Source organism: Vibrio sp. D404a (assembly GCF_030248535.1).
Classification (GTDB): Bacteria; Pseudomonadota; Gammaproteobacteria; order Enterobacterales; family Vibrionaceae; genus Vibrio.
Genome location: NZ_JAHGAJ010000021.1, coordinates 30,991 through 56,799 on the forward strand (window position 1 = coordinate 30,991; position 25,809 = coordinate 56,799).

The window sequence follows — 25,809 nt, forward strand, 5'->3', positions numbered from 1 at the left end:
TTTTAATTTGTTCGTTGTGGTTTTTGTTTGTCCTTTTTGGTTTTAACTTGTTGTTTTTATGGATTTAATTAATGTAACTATAGTTGTTAAAACTTGTTAAAGTGTATTAATGGTTACTGGTGGTCTCTGCTGTTTTCCAGTCGTTATTATGGTGGGTATTTTGGTTATTTATCTCTTTATGTTGTCCGTGATAGCTACCGATAAGGGGGTATCTCATATTAAAATGAGAAAATGTCACTATTTTGGATAGAAATGATTTTGTGAGATTTTTTAAGGCTACAAAGTTTGAGTTTTATCATTTAAGTATTTGTATTTAAAGCGATTGGTGTTTTTGTAATTGCTTTTTCTTATCCGGATTAAACGGTTTTTGGCTCCATAATTGAAGTTGTTGTTTGATAAAAATCGACTTAGGGTGGCTAGGTAGGATCAGAGGCTCGTTTTTAGAGATGTTTAGGATAGTAGGCCGCGAATTGGCGCGTAGGCACCACGTTCTAAGACATTTTGGTGCAAGTTAAGACGTGATCACATTTTTAGTGGAAGCGTAAGCAAGATCCAATTTTGAGGGGCTAGCGCTTTACATCACTATTGAGGTGCCTAGACTGGCGACGATTTGAGGTAATAGGGTATATGTTATGTGGAGTTGGTTAGCGGTTTCGTTATCTGGTATCGGAGCGATAGCAGGAGCCAAGCATGGGCATGTTACTCAAACCTTAATGTACAAAGTATTCACTTTTGTACTCTTAGCCGTTATTGCATTAAGTCAGCCAGAGATTGCAGTGTACAGCTACTGGATTGTGGCTGGGTTGGTTGTGTCTGCTTTGGCTGATGTCCTACATACGCTATCGAATAAAAAGCCACTGCACTTTGTCTGTTTTCTTGTTGCTCAGCTCTGCTATAGCAAAGCATTTTGGCTACAGTTGTCGGGTGAAGTGGTGTGGTGGTTGTTTGCCTTACTGCTAGCCGCGTGTGTCGTTGCCTTTTTCTTACTCTTACCACGCCTTGATAAGCTGGTGTTTCCGGTAGTAATCATGGGGATTGTCTTAATTCAACTGGCGTGGGCGTCTGGTGAGGTTTGGTTACTCGACCCTCAACTTCCTCATGGTGTCGGTTTCCTTGGTTGCTGTGTGCTATTACTTTCTGCTTTGGCTTACGCCCTGAACTACTATCGAAGCCCGATTCGAGGTGCTTATGTGTGGGTGACAGGCAGTTATTTCTTGGCCCATGCACTGATTGTGGCATCACTAACCCTTTAGGTTATATCTAAGCTGAGGCTGCGTTATATCAAAGTGCGCTAACAGCAATCCGTTATGCTTGGCGAGATATGACAGACAGAGGAACCTCTAATGACAACTGAAATTCATGCTCACAACGTATTGAACCTACTTAACGAACAAGCTTTGACGCGAGAAGAGTTAGCAGAAAAGCTAGAACAAGAATATGGCTCAGAAGCCCGTTTCCATACTTGTAAGCTAAGTGGCTTAGACCTAGATGCATTGCTGACGTTCTTTGTGAAAATGGAGAAGGTGGTGCTAGAGGGTGATAAGCTGAGAACCAATATGGCACGAGTATGTAGCCATTAATTCGATTGTTTTGGGAGGTGGATTGCTGCTTCCCTTTAAATCAAACATTTAACACATAATCCTCCCCACTAGGTTCGAAAAGCCGGATTGAGGCTGCTATACTCCGCGCACCTTCGCTTTTCAGGACTTACTCATGGAAATCCTATCTGCAGCTACCATGCTGTTTCTTATTATGGACCCGTTAGGCAATTTGCCGATCGTGCTCTCCATACTTAAACATATCGATCCAAAGCGACGCCGAATTGTTTTGATTCGTGAGCTTATGTTCGCGTTGATTATCCTTTTATTGTTCTTGTTTGCCGGTCAGAGCATTCTGAACTTTTTGCACGTTCAGCCAGAAACCTTGAGTATTTCAGGCGGTATTATCCTGTTTATCATCGCGATTAAGATGATTTTCCCAAGTGCTGGGAGTATCACTGGATTAGCGGCGGGTGAAGAGCCATTTATTGTACCTATGGCGATCCCTATGATTGCGGGGCCATCGGTGATTGCAGCCTTGATTCTGTTATCGACTCAGCATCCGGGTAATATGTTGGAGCTATCTGCGGCAGTCTTACTGGCTTGGGGCGCAACCTTCTTTATCTTGATGTTTAATGGTTTCTTCCTGCGTATCCTCGGAGAGCGAGGCCTTAAGGCGGTAGAGCGATTGATGGGTCTATTGCTTATTATGATATCAACGCAGATGTTCCTCGATGGTATCAAAGCTTACATGCTCTCTTAGAGTCCGTATGCTGACAAACAACATTAAAAAAGCCGCTCAAATGAGCGGCTTTTTTTACATCATGTATTTGCGTCGGATATCGAGCAGAGCAAAGATACCGAAGATTAGAATTGACCACTTCTCCCAGCGCGTCATTGAAATCTTATCGCCAAATGCACCAATGAAGATCAGCATTTGTAGACCGTGCATGAAGAACAAGAATGCCGTCATGATATACAGGGCAATGGCTGCGTTTCCTGGGAATGGATGGAAAATATTTACGATGAGAACAAACCAAACGAAAGCAATAGCCGCTTTGGCTACGGGAATCAGTACATTCATTATTTAAATCCTATTCTGCATTGGTTCTATGGAAAAGGCGGTAACTGGACTGCCCAGTCGTTTTATCACGGTAGAGCTCCCAGTTCTCAGGCATACCTTCCAGCTTGAGCTCTTTTTCTGTCTCGATGTACACCACCGCATCTTCAGCCAGCCAACCGTTAGATTCCAACAGGCTTACTGTTTCCGCGAGCAGCCCTTTACGGAAAGGCGGATCTAAGAAAACCACATCGTAAGGTGTCCCCGGCTTGCTCAGGTAAGAAATGGCATCGGTGTTCTCTACCTTGATGTTATCGGCCTTGAGCTCTTTGGCATTATCAGATAGCTGTTTTGCCGCTTTTTGGTTCATCTCAAGTAGCGTCACCATTTTTGCTTGGCGAGACGCTGCTTCAAAACCGAGTCCACCGGAACCTGCAAAAACATCCAGACACGTCGCATTTGGGATATCTTGAGCAACCCAGTTAAAGAGCGTTTCTTTAACTCGGTCAATGGTCGGGCGTAAACCTTCTAAGTCGTGCACTGGGAGTTTTCGACCTCTCCATGAGCCACTGATGATTCGAACAAAGCCTCCAGATGGCTTTTTTTGTGATGTGTTTTGCTGGCGACGTCTTACCATAGATTTTTTGACCGCTAATAAAGTGATACTATATCGAGCCCAATTTAATTTGGTTCGAGTATTAAATAAATTTTGCAATGACAAAGTGTATCAAGCAAACAGCAAGCATATCACTGCTTTGTCATTTTTCTTTACTATTCGTGTCTACAAGTTTGTATTGTAGAACAATAGCAAAGAGTCGACGTGCATTAAGTCAATACAGTTAATTAGTAGATCTAGGAAATTCCTCTGATGGCGGAAAAAAAGAAGCGCGGATTATTATCGTGGCTTGGCTTTGGTGAAGAAGAACAGAGCCCACAAACGCAGACTGACTCTAAAGTAGAGCAGCAAACGGAAGAGCAGCCTCAAGCTGAGGTTGAGCAACCGGTAGAAAAGGAAGTACCTGCGCAAGAAGCGGAGTTACAAGAAGAGCTTGAACAGCCAAGCGCTGAGGTTCAACCTGAACAAGCAGAAGCAGAAGCAGAAGCAGAAGCAGAGCTTGAAGTGGTTGCAGAAGAGCCACAAGTTGAAGAAGTTCAAGAGAAACCGACAGAGAGCTTCTTTGCTCGCTTAAAGCGTAGCCTGAGCCGTACTAAAGCGAACATAGGCGCGGGCTTCTTTGGTCTGTTTAAAGGCAAGCAGATTGATGAAGATTTGTTTGAAGAGCTTGAAGAACAACTGTTGATTGCTGACGTGGGCATGAACACCACGGTTAAAATTATTGATAACCTTACAGAAAAAGCCTCTCGCAATGACCTGAAAGATGGCGAAGCCCTGTATGGTCTATTGAAAGAAGAGATGGCAGACATCCTTAGCCAAGTGGAGCAGCCGCTAGAGGTTGATACCTCGAAAACGCCTTACGTTATCCTAATGGTGGGTGTAAACGGTGTGGGTAAAACAACCACAATCGGTAAGCTGGCGAAACAGTTCCAGAATGAAGGCAAGAAAGTGATGCTAGCGGCAGGTGATACCTTCCGTGCCGCAGCTGTTGAGCAGCTTCAAGTATGGGGTAAGCGCAACGACGTGCCTGTTATTGCCCAGCACACTGGCGCGGACAGTGCTTCTGTTATCTATGATGCGATTGAAGCAGCGAAAGCGCGTGGCGTTGATGTGGTTATCGCAGATACAGCGGGTCGTCTACAGAACAAGAGCAACCTGATGGAAGAGCTGCGTAAGATCGTTCGCGTAATGAAGAAGATTGATGACTCTGCGCCGCACGAAATCATGCTAACGTTAGATGCAGGTACTGGTCAGAACGCGATCAGCCAAGCCAAGCTATTTAGCGAAGTGGCACCGGTAACAGGTATTACGCTGACTAAGCTGGATGGTACCGCGAAGGGCGGTGTGATCTTCTCGATTGCGGATCAGTTCCAGATTCCAATTCGCTTTATTGGTGTGGGTGAAGGCATTGATGATCTGCGTCCATTCGAGTCAAAAGACTTTATTGAAGCACTGTTTAGCCGCGAAGAGTAATTTGGGTGGCAATTTGGTTTGTGTTTAACCTGCTACCTTTTTAAATTTGATAAGAGTGATCGTAAGAGGAATTTTCGGTGATCAAATTTCAGCAAGTGAGCAAGGCCTACCGTGGTGGACGCCAAGCATTGCAAAAAGTGGACTTTCATCTCAAACGAGGTGAAATGGCTTTTTTAGGTGGACATTCAGGTGCCGGCAAAAGCACACTGCTGAAATTGATCTGTGCGATTGAGCGCCCAACCGATGGGCGCGTTTGGTTTAACGACCACGATATCACTCGAATTCCGAGCAAAGACATCCCTTTCCTGCGTCGCAACATCGGTATCGTCTTCCAAGACCACCGACTGTTGATGGATCGCTCTATTTACGACAATGTGGCTCTGCCTATGCGTATCGAATCGATTTCTGAGAACGAAATTAAACGACGTGTTGGCGCTGCATTAGACAAGACTGGGTTATTGGACAAAGCACGTTGCTTGCCGAGCCAATTGTCGGGCGGTGAGCAGCAACGTGTCGGCATTGCACGCGCTGTGGTGAATCGACCAACTCTACTGCTGGCCGATGAGCCGACCGGTAACCTAGACCCTGAATTATCCAATCGTGTGCTACGCCTGTTTGAAGAGTTTAACCGAGCTGGCGTAACCATCCTTTTAGCAACGCACGATGTGGGGTTAGTAAATACTCGCCCACAATATCGTCATTTCGAGCTAAATCAGGGCTTCTTGAGTGAGGTAGAAGACTATGGCCGTTAATAAGCGTCTTAAAAAGGCCAAGCCAAAACGCGCGAACAACCGCGCAGCAAGTGATGGCTTTTTAGTGGTGCATTGGAAGCAAGCGAAGTCTTCACTATCACAATTATGGCAACGCCCACTCGGCAACCTTCTGACACTGGCCGTCATTTCGATGGCATTGGCGATGCCAGCGTGTTTGTACCTGTTGGGTAAAAACGTGGGTGAAGCTGCACAAGATGTCGCGAGCCCATCTCAGGTGAGTGCGTATATAGAAGAGGGCATCCCTGAACCTAGAGTGATGGTGATGAAGGATGAGATAGAGAGCTGGCCTGACGTTGATCTGGTCGAATATATCTCACCACAGCAGGGATTGGCGGATCTTAGCCAATACTCGGGCTTTAACGACGCACTGACGATTCTTGATGATTACTCACTACCAGGTGTATTGATCATCACACCGAGCGTTGAAACAGACACGGAAATTAAAGCACTGGCTAACCAAGTCAAAGAACAACCCTCGGTGACTGACGTTCGCCTTGATGAAGATTGGTTAGCAAGACTCGATGCGATTAAGGCACTGGCTACTGTCATCGTAGTGACATTAACCTTCCTTATGCTGGGAGCGGTATTTCTAATTATTGGTAATACCTTGCGCTTTAATGTGCTTGCTCACAAAGAAGAGATCCAAACCATGAAGCTAATTGGGGCGACCGATAGTTTCATCCTACGCCCTTATCTGTATACAGGTATGTGGTTTGGTGTATTGGGATCTATCAGTGCGTGGATCATGACCGCATTGATTACTGTATTACTCAACAGTGCAGTGGACGATTTAGCGCAGTTATACGACAGTCATTTCCGCTTAATTGGCTTAAGCTGGGATGAATCTTTGCTGCTTTTGATTGTTGGAACCTTGCTTGGTAGCGTGGCAGCAAAACTTTCTGCCCAAAGACACCTAAAAGAAATTGAACCTGTTTAGGTGAATTGAGTCATATTTAGACGAGAAATAGACACATGTTAGTCAGTTTTCGCCTTGTATAGACGAATTGATTATGCATAATTACTTCCCCCTTCTTGAATCCTGTTCATTTTAGGTTCAAGATTAGCGGGTTCTAATAGAAAGACTACTCCAGATCAGAGATTGATGAGGAACCGAATGGCAAACCAAGCGTATCAAATGGCTTTAGTCACACAAGATAGCCTAGACAGCTATATCCGCTCAGCAAACAGCTACCCAATGCTAACTGCTGAAGAGGAGCGTGGACTTGCAGAGCGATTACATTACAAAGGTGAGATCGAAGCTGCGAAAGGCTTGATTCTTTCACACCTACGATTCGTGGTTCATGTAGCGAGAGGTTACTCTGGTTACGGCCTGCCTATGGCTGACCTTGTTCAAGAAGGTAACATTGGTCTAATGAAGGCGGTAAAACGCTTTAACCCTGAAGTTGGGGTAAGACTGGTATCTTTCGCTGTTCACTGGATCAAAGCTGAAATCCATGAGTACGTACTTCGTAACTGGCGCATCGTTAAGATTGCGACGACTAAAGCGCAGCGCAAACTGTTCTTTAACCTGCGTAAGTCTAAGAAGCGTTTGGGTTGGTTCAACAACGGTGAAGTTGAAACTGTTGCTCGCGAGCTAGGTGTAGAGCCTTCTGAAGTTCGTGAAATGGAATCTCGTCTTGCGGCGCAAGATGCCACCTTTGAAGCGCCTATGGATGACGATGACGGCGGTTCAGCATACACGGCACCTGTTTACTACCTTGAAGACAAAGCGTCAGATGTAGCAGAAACGGTAGAAGCGGCAAATTGGGAAACCCACACCAACAACCGTTTGGGTCATGCACTAGCAAGCCTAGATGACCGTAGCCAGCACATTGTTCGCTCTCGTTGGTTAGACGACGACAAAGCAACATTGCAGGACCTAGCTGAAACCTACAACATCTCAGCAGAGCGTGTTCGTCAGCTAGAGAAAAACGCAATGAAGAAGTTAAAGCAAGCCGTCGGCGACTTCTAAGCAACAAACGAAATTTTTGAAAAGGCCGAGATCGAGAGATCTCGGCCTTTTTATTTGGATCGCATTTTATGCACTATCCGATCGAAATAAGTGAGTGCTGATTGTGGATAACTCTGTGAGGAGTTTCTTTGTCAGTTGTCAAAAAGCAGGGTGTAGTAAGGCTTGCAGGCGGTTTTTGTGGTGGGGATAGTTTTAGGTTAACCCACAGATAGATCAGGATCATTACTACATCTTGTGGATCCATTTTTCAAAAAACACTTTATTCACGCAATTCACAGATTTATCCACATATGGTGTAAAAGTGATCGCTGGTGGATAACCTTATTAAGTCGATGTAAATGTTAGCCTTGGGATAGGTTACAATGACATCAAAGTAAATCAGTACAAGAGAAAGTAATGGACCAGTTTAAACATATTGATGTGCAAGGCGCTCAAACCTTGATTGAACAGAGCGATGCTCGCCTAGTGGATATCCGTGACCCACAATCATTTGCCGTTGCCCACCCAGAAACCGCATATCATTTGACGAATGACACCATGGTGGCATTTATGGATGAGGTAGAATTTGAACAACCGATCCTTGTGATGTGCTATCACGGTATCAGCAGCCAAGGTGCAGCGCAGTATTTAGTCAACCAAGGCTTTGAAGACGTATACAGTGTAGATGGGGGCTTTGAAGCTTGGCACCGTGCCCAGCTTCCTGTGATTACAGGTTAATTGGCTTCCTTAGACAAAATTAAGCAGGAAACACCAATGGTAAGATTGATGGTATTGAATAATGCGCGTGTCGCGCAGGCATTCATTGATTATATGGCGTCTCGTCAGATCTCGATTCAGATGTCTCCCGAGGGAGAAGGACGCGTGGCGTTATGGTTGCTCGACGACCAACATCAAGTCGAGACCGAAGCGGAGCTCAACCGTTTTTTATCAGAGCCAAGCCATAAGCGCTATCAAGCAGCATCTTGGGATGTCGCTGAAACGCGTAAAAGTCAGTTCCATTATCATACTCCGAGCTTTCTTAGCATGATTAAGGCTAAAGCAGGGCCGGTGACACTCAGTATTATGTTGCTGTGTGTGGTGATTTTTATCCTGCAACAACTGGGCTTTAACCGACAAATCTTTCAGGTGCTGCACTTTCCAGCGCTCGATGGACAGCAGTGGCAATTGTGGCGTTGGCTGAGCCACGCCGTTCTTCATTTCTCCGTTATGCACATCGCCTTCAATATTCTGTGGTGGTGGCAGCTCGGTGGTGATATCGAGAAGAAGCTCGGTGGTCTGAAGCTACTGCAGATCTTTGCCATATCATCGGCCTTGTCTGGCGCAGGGCAGTACTGGGTTGAGGGTGCCAACTTTGGTGGTTTATCTGGGGTGGTTTATGCCTTGGTTGGTTACCTATGGGTAGTCAGCACCAAAGCGCCTCAACTTGGCTTAACTATACCTAGGCAAATAGTCGGCTTTATGTTGATTTGGTTAGTACTTGGTTACATGCAGCCGTTTATGGCGATTGCCAATACGGCGCACTTGGCTGGCTTAATTGCTGGTCTGGGTATTGGCTGGATTGATTCGCTCAAATCAAAGCACACGGTTTAGTGCCAGCCTTATTTAGGACGGGTCACACACCTACTAAAAAGCGGCTTCGATGAGCCGCTTTTTTTCTGTCTCGATTTTACCGCGTTGCTACTGATATAGATATTTAGTGAACAGTAGATCGGCAATAATGGTTTTGCCAGTTTCAGGCAGTAAGATTTCGTTGAGGCGAGTCACTAAGGTCTTGCGTAAATCCTCGCGGCCAGAGAGTGACTTAATCGTTTCTTCATTCTGTTTGCCTAGCAATTCAATCACAGCATCGCGAATCAGGGGTTGGTGCAGTTCAATCGCAGGAAGATCGGTTGAATTGGCCACCATGATGTCGATGCGCACTTGAATGTACCCCAGCTTATTCCCTTTGGTATAAAAGTTGGTGGTTAGATCTGGCTCCAGCGTGAAGTAGGCCAGTTTGGGTGCCGACTCCTCTTCAGCCAATGATGGCAAAGAAAAAAGTAGACTGATGGCTAGAAATATTTGGGCTACATAACGTTTGTGCATATTTGTGACTTTTCTTTAGTTTAATCGCGATATTCGAAACGCGTTTGTCTTGTTACAATGAACGGTCTAAATCTAAATACGTTTATAACACAACTTACGGTTAATATTGCTCGAAAGTTGATGCTTTATTGTACGTGTAAAGTCACCTATTGAATACTAGTATGAATCAGTCAATACCGTTGTATCTTAATTCGTTAATGAATGTAGATTGGCAAAATACAGAAAAATTTGATTTTCCGAATCAAACCATCAAAGGGTGGTTAATGGAGCAAGGCTCTTTATCTCGTCGCTTGGGGGAGTGCTGTGAGCACCTTTCAGTCGAGTTATTGCATAACCAAGTCGTGGAACGCTCAACACTACAACACGACGAAGAAACCTTACTCTCATCATCAGATTGCTTGCTGCGCAAGGTGATCCTCAAAGGGGATGATGAACCTTGGGTATTGGGGCGCACGTTAATTCCTCGCCTTACTCTGGATGACCAGCACTCGGATCTGTCCCAGCAGGGTAATGTCCCGCTTGGACTGACAGTATTTAGTGCTGAGAATGTTAAGCGTGACGCGCTACAAGTCGGTTGGGTTACGGTAGGCCAGGAACGCCTGTTGGCTCGTCGCTCTCGTTTATGGATGAACCATAAACCTATGTTGGTTGCGGAACTCTTTTTGCCAACCTCACCCATTTACTCTAAGGAGAGTGTGTAAATGCTGGCCATCAAAGCGAAAGCCTATTGGCAGTTAACGCGAATGGATCGCCCAATTGGAACCTTATTGCTGCTTTGGCCAACCTTATGGGCTCTAGTGATTGCAGCGAACGGCCTGCCAGACCTATCGGTATTGGTGGTGTTTGTACTGGGCGTAGTTTTGATGCGCTCGGCGGGGTGTGTAATCAATGACTTTGCAGACCGTAAGGTGGATGGCCATGTAAAGCGCACTAAGCAGCGTCCTTTGCCTTCTGGTGCTGTAACCAGTAAAGAAGCGGTCGCCTTGTTCTTAGTGTTGGCTGTGGTTTCGTTTTTATTGGTACTCACCATGAATACCTTGACCATCCAGCTTTCGTTTGTGGGTGTAGGCTTAGCTTTTATTTACCCATTTATGAAGCGCTACACACACTTGCCACAGCTGTTCCTTGGCTTAGCTTTTAGTTGGGCAATTCCAATGGCGTGGGCAGCACAAACCAATGAGTTGCCTGCTGTAGTATGGTTTGTGTTTGCGATTAATGCACTGTGGACGATCGCTTACGACACGCAGTATGCGATGGTTGACCGAGACGATGATCTGAAGATTGGTATCAAGTCGACGGCTATTTTATTTGGTCGTTTAGATAAGTTAGTGATTGGTGTACTTCAACTAGTCACGTTGGCAATGCTGATTGTTCTAGGTATGTACTACCAGCTTGGCGCGAGCTTTTACTGGAGCCTATTGGTTGTCGGTGGACTGTTTGTTTATCAGCAACACTTGATTCGTCATCGAGACCGCGACCTTTGTTTCCAAGCGTTCTTGAACAACAATTACGTCGGTATGGCGGTCACCGTCGGCTTACTTATCGCATTTTGGTAAGCCCATAAAAAAACAGTTCACAATGAAAAAGGCACCCATTGGGTGCCTTTTCTGTTTCTAAGCGAGTTATTCCGCTTGATGGATACTCTCTTGAATAGTCAAGCGCACTTCAGGGTATAGCATTGAGTAAAGCAGTTTAGCGAAGACAGTGGTCTTCTCTAGGTCGCAGTTACCATCGCTATCTAGGTACTCTTGTTGTTTCAGCGTCGCGAACATCGAAGCGAATACACCTTTATCAAAGAACTCTGGTGCGTTAATACCGTGCAGGCGGCCTAAGCGCTGTGCGATATCTTGGCTCTTCTGCTCAAGCTCAGATTTATCAAGATCTGGGTTTTCAACCAACAAGTTCAGCGCAATAGAGTAGCGTTGTAGAGTTTCAGAGATAGTACGACCCAATAGCATCAGAGGTTGGCTGTTCGATTGGTTGATCGTGACTTCGTTGTCCTTCACCATGAGCATGCCTTGACGCACCAGCTCTTCAATAATGTTCGCCACAACCTCTTCCAACTGATCTTCTGGGTAGCTTAAGAACAGCTCCTTTTTAAGGAATGGATAGAGGGTTGCTACATTCTTCTGGATATCTGCAATCGATAACTCACGCTGACGAATCAACATCTGCGCTACCAGTGATGGCAGTGCGAATAGGTGGATGATGTTGTTGCGGTAGTACGTCATCAAAATCGATTGGTGACGATCGAGAGAAATAATATCGCCCATCGTATCTGATTCGATCAGGAACTTATTCAGAGACTCGGCGTGTTTCACCAAATCTTCAGCGCTGTCTTTTGGTACTGTAAATGTGTCCGAGTACGGTACATTCTTGAGTAGCGATAGGTAACAATCAATCTGTGAAACCAGTGAGTCACGAGACAATGCGCGTTGGCGAGAAGCAAGCAGGGCTGTCGCACACAGTGTCAGCGCGTTGGTTGCCGCTGCATCATTAATGTGCGTCATCATCTTGGTAGCAAGATCGTTCACAACAGGAGTCATCCATTGTGGCTTGTTGGTACCCATTGGGTCGATGTCTTTGGTCCACTCAGGAGAGTGCTCATTCAGGTATTGGTTTAACTGAATTGGTTCACCGAAGTTTACGTAACCCTTACCAAAGTTGCGCAGCTTACGGATAGTACGAATCACTAGGCTCGCGTTCTCTTTCTCTTTACGCTTACCACGCAGCTCTTTGGCGTAGGTCGCCACTTCCATAACATGCTCGTAGCCAATGTAAACCGGAACCAGAGTCACTGGGCGATTCATACCGCGCAGCATCGCTTGAATCGTCATCGCTAGCATGCCAGTTTTCGCTTGTAGCAAACGACCCGTACGTGAACGTCCACCTTCACTGAAGTACTCAACCGAATAACCTTTCGCGAAGAGCTCGGCTAGGTACTCACGGAAAATTGTTGAGTACAGCTTGTTGCCTTTAAAGCTACGGCGAATAAAGAACGCACCACCGTGACGGAAGATTGGTCCCGCAGGGAAGAAGTTGAGGTTAATACCTGCAGCAATGTGCGGAGGAACCATACCCTCATGGTAAAGCACGTAAGAGAGCAGTAGGTAGTCCATGTGGCTACGGTGACATGGCACGTATACGATCTCATGGCCATCTTGCGCTAGCTTACGCACCGTAGAAGCGTTGTTGATGTGCAGACCTTGGTAAAGTTTGTTCCACAGCCAGCCAAGAATCTTCTCACCGCGTTTGATCAGTGAGTAAGAGAAGTTGGCAGCGATCTCATCCATGATGTCTTGCGCTTCTTTGCTCGCTTTCTCAATCGAGATGTTCTTCGACTTCGCTTCGTCTTCAATCGCTTTTTTGATCGCTTCTGATTTCAGTAGGCGATCGAACAGTGCTTGGCGACTTGGTAGGTTAGGGCCAGACGCCGCTAACTTTTGACGAGAGAAGTGGATGCGTGCCACACGTGCTAGTTTGTGAGCAATCGTGCTGTCTGTACCGTGTGAGTTTGCCATGTAGCGCAGTGATACCACTGGGCTGAAACGAACTAGGCAGTCACGGCCGGCTAAAAGAACCGCTTTCGATTTCTCGAGGCCGTTCATCGCTTGTAGGTAAGGCTTTTGAGTGTTCTCTTTACCTGGCTTACGTCCCCACAAAACCGTCGCTGGGATAACCTGAACGTCGAGCTCTGAGTCTGACTCATGCAGCTGAAGCAGTTCAGTAAACACAGCGATCGATGAGCTAGGTACCTGGTCATCATCTTGAACTAGGGTTTTGCGTGACGCGATAAACACGTAGCGTTGCAGTGATTTACCATTAATCTCAAGTGGGCTCAGTGGATCAGGAAGACCAAGCTCTAGCGCATGTTTTTGTAGAGTTAGGAGATCGACACTCGAGCGGAAAGGTAACGCATATACAATTGGTTTGCCTAAATCAATGTTCAAATCTTCAATTGGGTTTGAAGGAATCGATGTGCCTTTTACCAATACGGATAAAGGAAGCTTCATTATTGAACGTGAAAAAGATTGTCCAGAAGACATATAGGTTCACTGCCTCAGTAGTTATTTCATCGTGCTCAAGCGCATCTCTATTTTCTTATGGTGAAGTTCACCAAGCTCAAAATAGGGATAGGCCTAGGCGTAAATTTAATCGATGCAAGAATAACAGAAACTGGTCTAACCTTTTAATGGAAATAGTCATAATGGCGTTAAGTTTGCTGAAAATCATTCATCGACTGATTGAGTATAGGTTTAAATGTCACCAGTTTTTAAAGCCTACGATTAAAACAATGACTTAGCTGACTGTTTATAAAGTCATAAAAAGTAGCCCGTTGTTTAAAAATGAACTAAAAACAACCAATTGCTTTGCTTTTGTCCAGTTACTGGATATACTCACAGTCAACTGTATAAAAAGACAGGTGACTCATGAAGCCGTTAACGCCCCGCCAACAACAAGTCTTCGACCTGATTAAGAACAAGATCGAAGAGTCCGGTATGCCACCGACACGTGCAGAAATTGCTCGTGAACTAGGCTTTCGCTCTGCTAATGCGGCAGAGGAACATTTAAAAGCTCTGGCTCGAAAAGAAGCCATTGAGATCATCCCGGGTGCGTCTCGTGGTATTCGTATCTTGCTCGATGACGCTGCCAATGACGAAGAAGGCCTGCCTTTGATTGGTCAAGTGGCTGCTGGTGAGCCGATTCTTGCTCAGGAGCACGTTGAAACGCACTACCAAGTTGATCCTGGTATGTTTAAACCGCAAGCGGATTTCTTACTGCGCGTAAATGGCGAGAGTATGAAAGACATCGGTATTATGGATGGCGATCTACTGGCCGTACATAAAACTCAAGATGTGCGTGACGGTCAGGTTGTTGTCGCTCGTGTCGATGATGATGTAACCGTAAAACGTCTAGAACGCAAAGGCTCAACAGTTCTGTTACATGCTGAAAATGAAGAGTTTTCACCGATTCAAGTCGATCTAGAGAGCCAACACCTAGCGATTGAAGGCTTGGCTGTAGGCATCATTCGTAATACAGACTGGATGTAATATCACAAAATGAGTTGTTGATATTTATTCTCAATAACTTGTTATTGTAACTGATATTCATTATCATCTTCCTTGTCTAGCTACAAGGAAGATGAACATGTCTAATCAAATCAAACCCAAGTCAACACTGCTTTCCTCAAAGCAAAGTGCTGCCCGTAGATCGAAGGCGCAGCAAGACATGACTCATTCTGAATTTCATGTTCCTAGTAACCTTATTCAACCTCTCTGGTTCCGCAGCCGAGAAAGCCTCGCTGATGATGGCCTTGTTTACGATCCCATTGCCGCACAAGCATGTACGCGCTGTCGTTTAGCTCCTGAGTGTTTAACTGGTGAGCTCGACCAGCAGCAACTGCTTTACGCGACGCTTACTCAGCTTTGCGATAATCAAATTCAACAATATCTCTCTCATAATCCAGACGCGTGGATCATTAATGTCGGCGCAGGGCTCGATACCCGTTTCTACCGCCTAGACAATGGTCGCTGCCATTGGGTGGAACTGGATGTGACCGAAAATTTATTATGGCGTCAGCGTCTGTTCCACAAGAATGAGCGCTACCGTTTGGAGTGTGGTTCGGTGAACGAACTAAGCTGGCTTGATGAGCTGAATATTCCAGAGCATGCATCGGTGATGATTGTTTGTGAACACGCCTTATTGGACTGTGATGAAAAGACAACCGCTCACTTTATTCAAGCTCTGAGCCGTCAGTTTACTCATGCCCACGCCTGTCTTGTTTTAGCGGGTGATAAGAGCTCAAGCAAACTTGGGCAGAAACTAGGTTCAGGCGAGTACGCACATGGTTTGGCTTCTCCGATGGATAGCGTATTGAATTGGCTACCGTGGGCGCAATGGGTTAAAGCCTTCTCTCCCTTAGATCAGCAGTGTAACCGCTGGAAGCTCTGGCAGAGAATGGTGAGCAAACTTAGCCAGTTTAAGAAGCGACTGACGCCACAGTTAATCGTCATGAAGTGGTAACCACCTTTGTCATATCTTCGCAGGTTACCTCTATTCACACCTGAGTTGAGGCTCTAGTCACGACATAGTGAAACTCGATCGCCTAGGTTAAACTATCACCTCAAATCAAAGAGGTGATCGTGAAGCAATTTCTTCCCCAATCTATTTTTCAAACCCTAACCAACACATCAGTTCATCAGCGCGTGTTGATGCTCGCCATACCTATGGTTCTCTCCAATATTACTGTCCCACTACTCGGTTTGGTGGATGCGGCTGTGATTGGTCACCTAGAGCATGCGTGGTATCTGGGTGGCGTGGCTTTGGGTGGCACCATGATCAGCGTGACCTTTTGGTTACTGGGCTTTCTTCGAATGTCGACAACGGGCTTAGCCGCTCAATCTTATGGTGCCAGCGATAATCAGCAACTGGGGTTGGTGTTTGTTCAAGGCATCACGATGAGCTTGGGGTTTGCGGCTCTGTTCTTACTGCTGCACGGCGTGGTCGCAGATACCGTCTTCTCCCTTAGTAGTGCCAGTGAACAGGTTAAGTTCTATGGTGAGCAATACTTTTCCATTCGTGCTTGGAGTGCGCCCGCTGCACTGAGTAATTTTGTCATCCTAGGTTGGTTACTCGGTACCCAAAATGCCAAAGCCCCAATGTGGATGGTGATCATTACAAATGTCACCAATATTGTGTTTGATCTGTTGTTTGTGATCGGTCTTGGTTGGCAGGTCGAAGGGGCAGCTTATGCTTCGGTATTAGCGGACTATATGGGATTGATGTTTGGCCTTGTGTGTGTGGCTCGCGTTTGGGCGAAAAGAGCTTTGCCTGCACCACTCTCTTTGCTGAAACAGACAACTCAAGGACTCTCTCGTTTTGTAAAACTCAACCGCGACATTTTTCTGCGCTCTCTGTGTTTACAGGCAACCTTTACCTTCATGACCTTTCAAGGTGCGAGCTTCGGGGACGATGTAGTCGCTGCTAACGCAGTATTGATGAGCTTTTTAATGATCATCTCTTACGGCATGGACGGTTTTGCCTATGCCATGGAGGCGATGGTAGGAAAAGCGATTGGAGCCAAGGATAAACAAGAACTGAATCAATCTCTGGTCGGAACCTTTTTCTGGAGCCTAATCATCTGTCTTGGGTTGACCTTGGTGTTCATGATATTTGGCAGCAACATGATAGATATGATCACAACCATACCTGCAGTAAAAGCACAGGCGAGCGTTTATTTACCATGGTTGATTGCGATGCCATTGGTATCAATGTGGTGCTTTTTATTAGACGGTATTTTTATCGGAGCGACCAAAGGCAAGGAGATGAGAAATAGTATGTTCGTCGCGACGTGTTGTTTCTTTATTATCTTTGTCTCGGCATCTGCGCTAGAGAATCATGCTTTGTGGCTAGCAATGAGCTGCTTTATGGCAATGCGAGGAATTGGGTTGGCTGTGCTGTTTGTTAGGCAATGGAAACGTAATGAGTTTTTGGTGTGATGTACAGCGAACAGAGTATTTGGAACATCATGATCTAATTACTATCTGAACACGCTTAAGTTTATGATTTATATAAAAACAGCAAGCCGAGTGACTTGCTGTTTTAGCATTTGGCCTATAGGTGGTCAAATACCCCTAGGGCTGTACAATTTGCTTAGAACAGACGGTTCAAACCATTAAGTGCAGCAACGCGGTACGCTTCTGCCATGGTCGGATAGTTGAAGGTAGTGTTCACAAAATACTCGATGGTATTTGCTTCTCCTTTCTGCTCCATGATGGCTTGGCCGATGTGAATGATCTCTGCGGCACGTTCACCAAACACATGGATGCCCAGAATTTCTTTGGTCTCGCGGTGGAACAGAATCTTCAAGCTACCAATGTCTTTACCTGCAATCTGTGCACGAGCTAGGTGCTTGAATGACGAGCGTCCAACCTCATAAGGTACTTTCGCTGCGGTTAGCTCTTGTTCTGTCTTACCGACCGAGCTGATCTCTGGGATGGTGTAGATACCTGTTGGAATGTCTTCGATAAGGTGGCTTTCCGCTTCGCCTTTCACAATCGCTTGTGCCACAAATCGACCTTGGTCATACGCGGCGCTGGCTAAGCTTGGGTAGCCAATCACATCACCCACTGCATATACGTGGCTGACGTTGGTTTGATAGTTGGCGTTAACAGAGACCTGCCCACGAGAATCTGACTCTAGGCCAACCGCACCAAGGTTGAGTTTGTCTGTGTTACCCGTTCTGCCATTGGCGTACAGCAAGCAGTCGGCGCGCATTTTCTTACCGGACTCAAGATGGATGATGACGCCATCATCTGTGCCTTCAATACGCTCAAACGTTTCATCATTACGAATCACTACACCACTGTTCCAGAAGTGGTATGAAAGAGCATCGGATGTTTCGTTATCAAGGAAAGAGAGTAGGCGGTCTCGAGTGTTGATAAGGTCGGTCTTAACGCCCAAACCACGGAAGATAGACGCGTACTCACAACCGATAACACCCGCACCGTAGATGATGATGTGTTGTGGATCGTGCTTGAGGGAGAGAATAGAGTCGCTGTCGTAGATACGCTCATGCAGGAAGTCGACATTCTCTGGTTGGTAAGGTCGCGATCCTGTTGCAATCACAAACTTATCAGCCGAGTAGACCTCTTCGGTGCCGTCACTTTGCATTACAGAGACTGTATTAGTATCGATAAAACGAGCGGTGCCAAAAACTAACGTGCATTGATTGCGGTCGTAGAACCCTTGGCGTAAGCGTGTTTGTTTGTCGATAACGGATTTGGCATGGCCAAGAATGTCAGAGAAGGTTGCGTGAAGGCTTTTGTTGTTTTGGCAGAAAAGAGGGTTGTTATTGAATTCGATGATACGGCTAACGGCATGACGAAGTGCTTTGGATGGGATGGTACCCCAGTGTGTACACCCGCCACCAACACTGCTCTCTTTTTCAATGATGGCTACATTCAAGCCGGCTTTGGTCAATCCCATCGCTGCCCCTTCACCACCGGGGCCACTACCAATTACGATCACATCAAAGTGGTTCGAATGCGACATAGATATCTTCCTTGTTATATTTGTTTAACATTGCTTTAGCGAGATTTTAACTGATTCCGTTGCTTGGTACATGAAAAGGGCATCAGAGAGTCGAGCGGATCACGCAGTGTTACAGAAAAAGTAATATTTGGTATGTCGTATGTCTCCAAATTACAGCTCGGCGATTGAAATTTTGCTCCCGAACGTATTTACTTCGGTACGTGAACAAAGAGGGGTGTCTGATGTCATAGATAACGAGAATGCCTTATAAAATCGAGCAATTCGCGTTATATTTACCTGAGTATTAGGCATGCCTGTTTAGGCTGTAAAAGAAGAAATTGATAAAGTATGAAACCAATGGGAATTCGCGCACAGCAAAAAGAAAAAACTCGTCGAAGCTTAATCGATGCTGCGTTTAGTCAGCTGAGTGCTGATCGTAGTTTTTCTAATCTGAGCTTAAGAGAGGTTGCTCGCGAAGCCGGCATTGCACCAACTTCTTTCTATCGCCACTTTAAAGACATGGATGAACTTGGTTTAACCATGGTTGATGAAGGGGGCTTGCTGCTGCGTCAATTGATGCGTCAGGCAAGGCAACGAATCGTTAAAGAAGGCAGTGTAATCCGTACCTCGGTTGAAACCTTTATGGAGTTCATCGAAAGCAGCCCGAACGTATTCAGACTGTTATTACGCGAACGCTCTGGAACCTCGTTTGAGTTTCGTACAGCGGTAGCTCGTGAAATACAGCACTTCTCTGCAGAATTGACCGAGTATTTGATTACAACCGGAATGACAAGGGATGAAGCATTTACACAAGCGGAAGCTTCGGTCATTTTGGTGTTTAATTCTGGAGCAGAAGCATTAGATTTAGATCGACGCCAGCGCGATGAATTGGCTGAGCGACTGATCATGCAATTGCGAATGATGGCCAAAGGGGCTTATTGGTATCGCAAAGAACGTGAACGTAACCGACTAAAAGGCGGGATTGAATAATGTCGAATGAAAAGAATACTGTGAACCGCGGTTCAGAAAGAAAAACACTGGTACTGGCTCTAGTAGCGGGTGTGTGTGGTGATGCATTGTTATCTTGGGTAACGATGAGCGAAGTTGGTTTCTCTATTTTCCCTCTTATTGCGCTAGTACTGGCTGTTCAAGCCCTATATCAAGAATACCTAGCAAACCCTGTGTCTGAAGACATTCCACTAGTAGGCCTAGCGTGTTTCTTCGTTGGTGCATTTGGTCACTCTGCGTTTGTGAAAGCACAACACCCAGAAGCGGGCTCGAACTTCTTTGCAATTATCGTAGCCATGCTATTACTGGCATGGGTAGGTAAGAAGCTAGGGTTTATGTCCAAAGCGGCTTAACTCGCATTAAACAGATACTAAAAAACGAGCCATTGGGCTCGTTTTTTTTTGGTTTGAAGAACCGATCTCGATGGGTCGGTTCTTTTGTCTTTACCGTTCTATTTCGCTTTACGCTCTAGGAACACGCCCGCTTCCATGTGGTGGGTGTACGGGAACTGATCGAAAAGGGCAAAACGTGTGATGTTGTGAGTTTCGCTCAGGATATCTAAGTTCTCTTGCAGTGTTTCTGGGTTACAAGAGATGTACATAATGCGCTCGTAGCCCTGAACCATTTTACACGTATCAACATCCATACCTGATCGTGGTGGATCGACAAAGATCGTATTACAGTTGTAGCTCTTCAAATCAACGTTAGCTTGCTTAAGGCGACGGAATTCACGCTTACCTTCCATCGCTTCCGTGAAGTCTTCAGCTGACATACGAATGATCTGAACGTTGTCGATGTTGTTGGCTGCGATATTGTATTGTGCTGACTCAACCGATGGTTTAGCAAGCTCAGTGGCAAGCACGCGCTCAAAGTTCTGTGCCAGTGCAAGAGAGAAGTTGCCGTTGCCACAGTAAAGTTCCAACAGGTCGCCTTTGCTTTCTTGAGTACAGTCTACAGCCCACTCCAGCATTTTCTCTGCAATCTTACCGTTTGGTTGAGTAAAGCTATTCTCAACCTGTTGGTAGATGTAGCTATCGCCATTTACGTTCAACTTTTCGATGACGTAGTCTTGGTCTAGCACAATCTTCATTTTACGTGCGCGGCCAATCAGGTTTAGGTTAAAGCCTTCATCATTAAGCTGTTGCTTCAGTGCCTTCGCGTTTTCAATCCACTCTTCATCAAGCTGACGGTGGTAAAGAAGAGAAACAAGAACTTCGCCGCTCAGCGTTGAAAGGAAATCAACTTGGAACAGTTTGTGGCGCAGTGATGGGTTGCCCTTCATCGCTTCCATGAGCAGTGGCATCAAATCATTGATTAGGCGACTTGCTGCTGGGAATTGGTCAACGCGGTATTTCTCTTTAGTTTCTTGATTGAACATCACGTAGTACATGTCATCACCCTCATGCCATACACGGAATTCTGCACGCATACGGTAGTGTTGCTCAGGTGATTCATACACTTCTAATTCAGGCACATTGTATTGTGAGAACATCTCAGTCAGACGCTCGGTCTTCTCTGCCAGTTGTTCTTGGTAGCGTTGCGGGTTTACATCTAAAGTCGCCATGGTTATGCCTTTTGCTGTGGTGCGTTCAAATCAAGAGCGCAGATTTTATTCAATCACAGCCTCTTGTCCAGTGTTGAGAGCCATTACCTGTAAATTGGCCATGAAAACTATAGCTTATAACTATCTTAGACTAGACAAATCATCCATAGGACAATACTATCCTTCGCAAGCTGGTGCCATTTAGATGTATAGATGGCTGAAAAGGGAATCTGGTGTAAATCCAGAACTGACGCGCAGCGGTAAAAGAGAACGAGTATTCACCGAGACACTGCATATAGCTTTATGTGGGAAGTCGAATACAAGGTAGCCATTAGGTTGAGCTCTTAAGTCCGAATACCTGCCAGCAGCTAAGCCATAACAAATGGTTTGGTAGGAATTTACGCGATTTAGGATCACAATATGAACAAGTCCCTTTTAGCGATAGCTGTAGCGTCGCTGTTTTCACCTATCTCCAATTTACACGCCCAAGAAGCCGCTGCCGACGAAACCATGGTAGTAACGGCGAACCGTTTTGAGCAGGATATAAAGTCAACTTTGGCTCCTGTTAGCGTTATTACTCGTCAAGACATCGCGAACTTAAGAGCACAAAGCGCTTTTGATGTTTTGAAAACGCTCCCTGGTATTGAAATTAATTCTTTAGGTTCTAAATCTAATGAGACAAGTATTTTTATTCGAGGTACAGCAAGTAAACATACTCTGGTTCTTCTAGATGGGGTTAGGCTGAATTCTGCAACCGCTGGTGGCGCATCGATTGGATTGATTCCTGCTAGTGCTATTGAAAAAATTGAAGTTGTCAGAGGTCCAAGGGCTGCAGTTTACGGTTCAGATGCTGTAGGTGGTGTAATTAGTATTTCTACGATCCCAGAAGGTGGCAGCATACATGAAGCAACTTTAGCTACTGGCAGTAATAATGCTGCACAACAAACTTGGCGCTCTGTAGGTCAACTTTCAGAAACGACTAAAGGTAATTTTCTTTATAACAAAGAGAAAAGCGACGGGTATCGAGTTTATGAAGGCGCAGCTGCAGGAGAGGAAAGCGGTTATGAGTCTGAGATAATTCTTGGTAGCTTAAGCCATCAGGTCAATGACCATTTCTCAGTGTTCTTTTCTGGCTTTAGTCAGGGGAGTGAATCTGAATATGCAGATACGTATAGTGGCCCCAAGAAGGTAAGTGAAGTAGATGCTTATAGCCTTAGTAGCGGTGTAAGGTTTTCTGAGGGTGATTTTCTTTCATCTGTTGAACTGGGGCTAATGAAGACTGTTGGTGCCGACGGTAATGCTGATGGTACAACAGCCAAAACAGAAATCTCGTCAAAGCGAGAGTCCATATCTTGGGTAAACACTTACGTAGTATCCTCAGGTTTCATTGTAAATGGTGGTGTTGATTACTATAAAGAATATGCCAATCGCGGAGCTGCTAATACAACATCATATGAGAAAGAAACTAAAGATAACAAAGCGGTCTTTGTGACAGGAACTGCTTCATTCTTTGAGGCTGGTACAGTAGAGGCTAGTGCTCGTTATGATGACGACAGTGCATTTGGCGGTCATGAAACTTGGAACTTAGCTGCGGGCTATTACATTACTGACTCTATCGAAGCGCTTGCGAGTGTAGGAACAGCCTTTAAGGCTCCTACTTTCAATGACCTGTATTGGCCTGGTTCGGGTAATCCAGATCTAAAGCCAGAAACATCTGAGTCAAAAGAAGTTGGTCTTCGTGGGTATCATGACTCTTTTGATTGGTCCGTGACAGGATACCAGACAGATATTGAAGACATGATTGATTGGGCTCCAACTCCAGCAGGGCCATGGGTACCATCTAACGTAGATAATGTTGAGATCAAAGGCTTAGAAATTGAAGTTAGCTTTGAAGTTGCTTCTATATCGAATCGAATAGTAGCTGATTGGAAAGATCCAAAAGATAAAAAAGATGATTCACAATTGATTCGTCGAGCGAAAGAGAACTTTAAGTGGGTGGCCACATATCAATATGGAGATTTCGATTTAGGTATCAATGTTAACTATACCGGAGATCGAAAAGATAAGAGTGGAGAGACACTGAAAGCTTATACTACTGCTGACTTGGGGTTAGGCTATCAAGTTACTGATAATCTGAGCGCTGACCTAAGATTGTCGAACGTATTTGATGAGGAATACAAAACTGCTTTGGGAGCTAACGGTAATTACTACATAGGTGAAGGCCGTGCATATTACTTAAGTGCTTCATACCAATTTTAATTCCTAAAACCGCCTTCGGGCGGTTTTTTCTTATTGGACGTATCAATGAAAAAGAATGTCATCATCAGCTGGTCTTCAGGTAAAGACTCCACCTTAACGCTGGAAAGACTAAACGAGAGCTTAGATTATGAAGTAGTAGGCCTATACACCACTTACGTCGGTGATGAAGTGCCGTTTCAGGCCACACCAAAAGAAGTGGTAGCCATGCAGGCTGAACTGCTTGGTCTTCCTCTATTAATGATAGAGCTACCCGAAGTCTTCCCATCAAATGAGATTTATCAAACTACGATTGTGAATGCACTAAAACAATCTCGTCTGAAAATCGATGCGGTCGCATTTGGTGATATGTTCTGTAATGGCATTGCGGACTATCGCAGAAGCTATATAGAGCCCGCAGGTTGGGAGTGCGTATTCCCGTTACTAGGAGAAGAAAGTGAAGATCTTGCTAGAGAGATAATAGAAAGAGGCATCGAAACCTTCTTAGTTACTGTCGATACCAATGCACTAGCAGCCGAATATTGCGGACAAACTTATACCCAATCATTAATAGAGAAACTCCCGGAAAGAGTAGACCCTTGTGGTGAAGACGGTGAGTTTCATACTCTAGTGACAAAAGCGCCTTCATTTAAAGGCGAAATAGATGTCTCACTACAAGAGGTAGAGAAAGGAGAGCGTTTTGTTCATCAACGTTATCAAGCCAGCATAAAGCGCGATGAAGTTGGCGAATAATAAGTGAAGGGGTATCATTGCTGCGAATTTTCTTATAGGTAGATACAGTGTTGGGCGAGCAGCAAAAAAACATATTGGTGTTTGATTCAGGGGTAGGGGGTTTATCTGTCTATAAAGAGATAAACAAGCTACTGCCAAATCATAACTATATCTATGCCTTCGACAACGAAGCATACCCTTATGGTGAACTCGACCAGCAAGTGCTTATTCAACGAGTTCAGCAGATAGTTGCTAGCTTTATTGAAAGCCACGCCATCGATATCGTGGTGATTGCGTGTAATACCGCAAGCACCATAGTGCTACCTACACTACGTGCCAACAGTACCATTCCTATCGTGGGGGTAGTCCCTGCAATTAAACCCGCTTCTTTATTGGCGAATAAAGCCGTCGGTCTGATCGCCACACCGGCGACAATCACACGTCAATATACTCATGACCTTATTAAGAGCTTCTCTAGTGATAAACATGTCGAGCTATTAGGTTCAACCAAACTGGTAGATATGGCAGAAGATAAACTGCGAGGTGAGAAAATAGATCTCGCTGAGCTTAAACAGATTCTCAGCCCAATGACCAATGTCGTTGATGTCGCAGTACTTGGTTGTACGCATTTCCCTTTGATAAAAGAAGAAATTCAAACCGTCTTGGGAAAAGGTGTCATGCTGGTGGATTCTGGCACTGCAATTGCCAATCGTGTTCAGAGCTTATTAGAAGTAAAGAGTGCGAAGGAGATAGCTGGAAAGAGAGAGGTATATTGTAGTGCACCTCTAAGAAAAGAAAGTGCACTCAATAGAACATTAAATGAAATGGGTTTTACGCCTGTTCAGATCCGTCCGCTTCTGGGTGCTTAGGGTCGTTTGCAACACGCACTTTCAAAGTACGCTGCATATAGTCTTTATCATTTAGGCTAGCAATAGCGTTATTGACATCATTGCTGGCCATCACAACAAAACCAAATCCTCTTCTTTTACCAGTACGTTTATCTTTCATTAGTCTTACGGCAAAAACTTCACCGTGTTCAGAAAAGAGTTCACGTACATGCGATTCATTGGCTTTATATGGAAGGTTACCTACATAGAGAGTTTGAGTTGAAGCTTTAGGTTCTGAATCTGATTTTGTGTCTGAGCTAGAAAGGTTAAGAATAAAAGCTGAAGCCAAGACACCGAGAACGAAAGTAATTGCAGGTGATATTTCAACCTGTGAGAACACAATGCCGCCTAATACAGCCAGTGCGACAATTAACAACATCGATTTTTTTGAATTCATATCGGATTACTACATATTAATAAACGAAATAGACGCATCTACTATTAACAAAATAGACACATGAATCTTACGTTCATGGCTTGTATTTTTCCAATGTATTGCTGTGATACGTCTCAAATGTTTAGTTTTTATTCAAAATTAACGCTTTTGATGGCTTTTTAAACGAACAAAATTTTTATTTAAAAAAGCCCTTGCGCTCTATTCGAATCTCTCTATAATGCCGCCTCACCGACACGGAGTGAGACGAAAGTCACACACTGAAATCGGTAGAGAAAAAAGAGTTTGAAAATAACCCTTGACTCTCAAAGCGGTGCGAGTATAGTACGCACCCCTAGCGACTGAGATATGAATCACAAAACGCTAGAAGCTCTTTAAAAATTAGAACCTATCAATCTGTGTGGGCACTCGTTGATGAATATCAAAAATTGATTCTTAGGAATCAACTTGATTTCAATGA

The 25,809-nt window shown here is 45.0% G+C and carries 26 protein-coding genes and 1 riboswitch; of the genes, 19 read left to right on the forward strand and 7 right to left on the reverse strand.

Features of this window, described 5'->3' with window-relative positions; translation table 11 throughout:
• The first annotated feature begins 632 nt into the window (after window positions 1–632).
• The 3 genes from KI655_RS13740 to KI655_RS13750 all read left to right on the forward strand — a co-directional run bounded on the left by KI655_RS13740 (window position 633) and on the right by KI655_RS13750 (window position 2,301).
• Window positions 633–1,253, forward strand: coding sequence for a lysoplasmalogenase (locus KI655_RS13740; RefSeq protein WP_285405968.1), 621 nt, complete (start codon window positions 633–635; stop codon window positions 1,251–1,253).
• A 90-nt stretch (window positions 1,254–1,343) separates the two neighbouring features.
• The gene (locus KI655_RS13745; protein ID WP_285405969.1) at window positions 1,344–1,580 is read left to right on the forward strand and encodes a YecH family metal-binding protein; all 237 of its coding nucleotides are present in this window, start codon (window positions 1,344–1,346) and stop codon (window positions 1,578–1,580) included.
• 133 nt (window positions 1,581–1,713) lie between these two features.
• Window positions 1,714–2,301: a YhgN family NAAT transporter gene (locus KI655_RS13750; RefSeq protein ID WP_032553376.1), complete on the forward strand. Its 588-nt coding sequence runs from the start codon at window positions 1,714–1,716 to the stop codon at window positions 2,299–2,301.
• 54 nt (window positions 2,302–2,355) lie between these two features.
• Here KI655_RS13750 and KI655_RS13755 read toward each other — a convergent pair whose 3' ends face one another.
• The gene (locus tag KI655_RS13755; RefSeq protein ID WP_032553377.1) at window positions 2,356–2,622 is read right to left on the reverse strand and encodes a DUF1145 domain-containing protein; all 267 of its coding nucleotides are present in this window, start codon (window positions 2,620–2,622) and stop codon (window positions 2,356–2,358) included.
• A 10-nt stretch (window positions 2,623–2,632) separates the two neighbouring features.
• Window positions 2,633–3,235, reverse strand: a complete 603-nt coding sequence (rsmD, locus tag KI655_RS13760) for a 16S rRNA (guanine(966)-N(2))-methyltransferase RsmD (protein ID WP_285405972.1) — start codon at window positions 3,233–3,235, stop codon at window positions 2,633–2,635.
• Window positions 3,236–3,466: 231 nt separating this feature from the next.
• On the opposite strand from rsmD, the gene ftsY reads away from it, so the two are divergent.
• The 6 genes from ftsY to glpG all read left to right on the forward strand — a co-directional run bounded on the left by ftsY (window position 3,467) and on the right by glpG (window position 9,022).
• Window positions 3,467–4,687, forward strand: a complete 1,221-nt coding sequence (ftsY, locus tag KI655_RS13765) for a signal recognition particle-docking protein FtsY (protein WP_285405973.1) — start codon at window positions 3,467–3,469, stop codon at window positions 4,685–4,687.
• A gap of 77 nt (window positions 4,688–4,764) precedes the next feature.
• Window positions 4,765–5,439 carry a cell division ATP-binding protein FtsE gene (ftsE, locus tag KI655_RS13770; RefSeq protein ID WP_032553381.1) on the forward strand — a complete coding sequence of 225 codons (675 nt, stop codon included), beginning with the start codon at window positions 4,765–4,767 and terminating at the stop codon, window positions 5,437–5,439.
• Window positions 5,429–6,397 (forward strand): permease-like cell division protein FtsX, encoded by a 969-nt coding sequence (gene ftsX / locus KI655_RS13775; RefSeq protein ID WP_285405975.1) that lies wholly within the window; start codon window positions 5,429–5,431, stop codon window positions 6,395–6,397. The genes ftsE and ftsX overlap by 11 nt, the downstream gene beginning before the upstream one ends.
• A 177-nt stretch (window positions 6,398–6,574) precedes the next feature.
• Window positions 6,575–7,432 (forward strand): RNA polymerase sigma factor RpoH, encoded by an 858-nt coding sequence (gene rpoH / locus KI655_RS13780; RefSeq protein ID WP_032553383.1) that lies wholly within the window; start codon window positions 6,575–6,577, stop codon window positions 7,430–7,432.
• Window positions 7,433–7,828: 396 nt separating this feature from the next.
• Entirely contained in the window at window positions 7,829–8,149 is a 321-nt protein-coding gene (gene glpE, locus KI655_RS13785) for a thiosulfate sulfurtransferase GlpE (protein WP_285405976.1), read from the forward strand.
• Window positions 8,150–8,185: 36 nt separating this feature from the next.
• A complete protein-coding gene (gene glpG / locus KI655_RS13790) occupies window positions 8,186–9,022 on the forward strand; it encodes a rhomboid family intramembrane serine protease GlpG (RefSeq protein ID WP_285405978.1) in 837 nt (278 codons plus the stop codon).
• Window positions 9,023–9,109: 87 nt separating this feature from the next.
• On the opposite strand, the gene KI655_RS13795 is transcribed toward glpG, so the two are convergent.
• Complete coding sequence (locus KI655_RS13795) at window positions 9,110–9,517, reverse strand: flagellar basal body-associated protein FliL (RefSeq protein ID WP_285405979.1); 408 nt, start codon at window positions 9,515–9,517, stop codon at window positions 9,110–9,112.
• 161 nt (window positions 9,518–9,678) lie between these two features.
• Here KI655_RS13795 and KI655_RS13800 point away from each other — a divergent pair, with 161 nt between their 5' ends.
• Both KI655_RS13800 and ubiA read left to right on the forward strand, forming a co-directional pair.
• A complete protein-coding gene (locus KI655_RS13800) occupies window positions 9,679–10,218 on the forward strand; it encodes a chorismate lyase (RefSeq protein ID WP_285405981.1) in 540 nt (179 codons plus the stop codon).
• Window positions 10,219–11,073: a 4-hydroxybenzoate octaprenyltransferase gene (gene ubiA / locus KI655_RS13805; protein WP_285405984.1), complete on the forward strand. Its 855-nt coding sequence runs from the start codon at window positions 10,219–10,221 to the stop codon at window positions 11,071–11,073.
• Window positions 11,074–11,139: 66 nt separating this feature from the next.
• On the opposite strand, the gene plsB is transcribed toward ubiA, so the two are convergent.
• A complete protein-coding gene (plsB, locus tag KI655_RS13810) occupies window positions 11,140–13,563 on the reverse strand; it encodes a glycerol-3-phosphate 1-O-acyltransferase PlsB (protein ID WP_285405987.1) in 2,424 nt (807 codons plus the stop codon).
• Window positions 13,564–13,947: 384 nt separating this feature from the next.
• Here plsB and lexA point away from each other — a divergent pair, with 384 nt between their 5' ends.
• The 3 genes from lexA to dinF all read left to right on the forward strand — a co-directional run bounded on the left by lexA (window position 13,948) and on the right by dinF (window position 17,016).
• Window positions 13,948–14,568, forward strand: coding sequence for a transcriptional repressor LexA (lexA, locus tag KI655_RS13815; RefSeq protein WP_285405989.1), 621 nt, complete (start codon window positions 13,948–13,950; stop codon window positions 14,566–14,568).
• Window positions 14,569–14,746: 178 nt separating this feature from the next.
• Window positions 14,747–15,541 (forward strand): class I SAM-dependent methyltransferase, encoded by a 795-nt coding sequence (locus KI655_RS13820; RefSeq protein ID WP_373417299.1) that lies wholly within the window; start codon window positions 14,747–14,749, stop codon window positions 15,539–15,541.
• A gap of 119 nt (window positions 15,542–15,660) precedes the next feature.
• The gene (gene dinF, locus KI655_RS13825; protein ID WP_285405994.1) at window positions 15,661–17,016 is read left to right on the forward strand and encodes an MATE family efflux transporter DinF; all 1,356 of its coding nucleotides are present in this window, start codon (window positions 15,661–15,663) and stop codon (window positions 17,014–17,016) included.
• 154 nt (window positions 17,017–17,170) lie between these two features.
• Here dinF and sthA read toward each other — a convergent pair whose 3' ends face one another.
• Window positions 17,171–18,571, reverse strand: coding sequence for a Si-specific NAD(P)(+) transhydrogenase (gene sthA, locus KI655_RS13830; RefSeq protein ID WP_285405996.1), 1,401 nt, complete (start codon window positions 18,569–18,571; stop codon window positions 17,171–17,173).
• Between the two features lie 327 nt (window positions 18,572–18,898).
• Between sthA and fabR the strand changes: the two genes are divergently transcribed.
• Together fabR and KI655_RS13840 are read left to right on the forward strand one after the other, a co-directional pair.
• Window positions 18,899–19,540: an HTH-type transcriptional repressor FabR gene (gene fabR / locus KI655_RS13835; protein WP_285405998.1), complete on the forward strand. Its 642-nt coding sequence runs from the start codon at window positions 18,899–18,901 to the stop codon at window positions 19,538–19,540.
• Complete coding sequence (locus KI655_RS13840; RefSeq protein WP_285353963.1) at window positions 19,540–19,911, forward strand: YijD family membrane protein; 372 nt, start codon at window positions 19,540–19,542, stop codon at window positions 19,909–19,911. The genes fabR and KI655_RS13840 overlap by 1 nt, the downstream gene beginning before the upstream one ends.
• A 98-nt stretch (window positions 19,912–20,009) precedes the next feature.
• Here the strand turns inward: KI655_RS13840 and trmA are convergent, their stop codons facing one another.
• A complete protein-coding gene (gene trmA / locus KI655_RS13845) occupies window positions 20,010–21,122 on the reverse strand; it encodes a tRNA (uridine(54)-C5)-methyltransferase TrmA (protein WP_285406001.1) in 1,113 nt (370 codons plus the stop codon).
• A 154-nt stretch (window positions 21,123–21,276) separates the two neighbouring features.
• A riboswitch (cobalamin riboswitch) is annotated at window positions 21,277–21,482 on the forward strand.
• A gap of 39 nt (window positions 21,483–21,521) precedes the next feature.
• Here trmA and KI655_RS13850 point away from each other — a divergent pair.
• From KI655_RS13850 to murI, 3 genes are read left to right on the forward strand one after another with little or no spacing between them, the layout of a single operon-like run.
• Complete coding sequence (locus tag KI655_RS13850) at window positions 21,522–23,360, forward strand: TonB-dependent receptor domain-containing protein (protein ID WP_285406004.1); 1,839 nt, start codon at window positions 21,522–21,524, stop codon at window positions 23,358–23,360.
• A 45-nt stretch (window positions 23,361–23,405) separates the two neighbouring features.
• Window positions 23,406–24,089: an adenine nucleotide alpha hydrolase gene (locus KI655_RS13855; RefSeq protein WP_285406007.1), complete on the forward strand. Its 684-nt coding sequence runs from the start codon at window positions 23,406–23,408 to the stop codon at window positions 24,087–24,089.
• Window positions 24,090–24,136: 47 nt separating this feature from the next.
• The gene (gene murI / locus KI655_RS13860) at window positions 24,137–24,937 is read left to right on the forward strand and encodes a glutamate racemase (RefSeq protein ID WP_285406011.1); all 801 of its coding nucleotides are present in this window, start codon (window positions 24,137–24,139) and stop codon (window positions 24,935–24,937) included.
• On the opposite strand, the gene KI655_RS13865 is transcribed toward murI, so the two are convergent.
• Complete coding sequence (locus tag KI655_RS13865) at window positions 24,900–25,352, reverse strand: RNA-binding protein (RefSeq protein ID WP_285406014.1); 453 nt, start codon at window positions 25,350–25,352, stop codon at window positions 24,900–24,902. The two genes, murI and KI655_RS13865, sit on opposite strands and share 38 nt — an antisense overlap.
• Window positions 25,353–25,809: the final 457 nt, after the last annotated feature.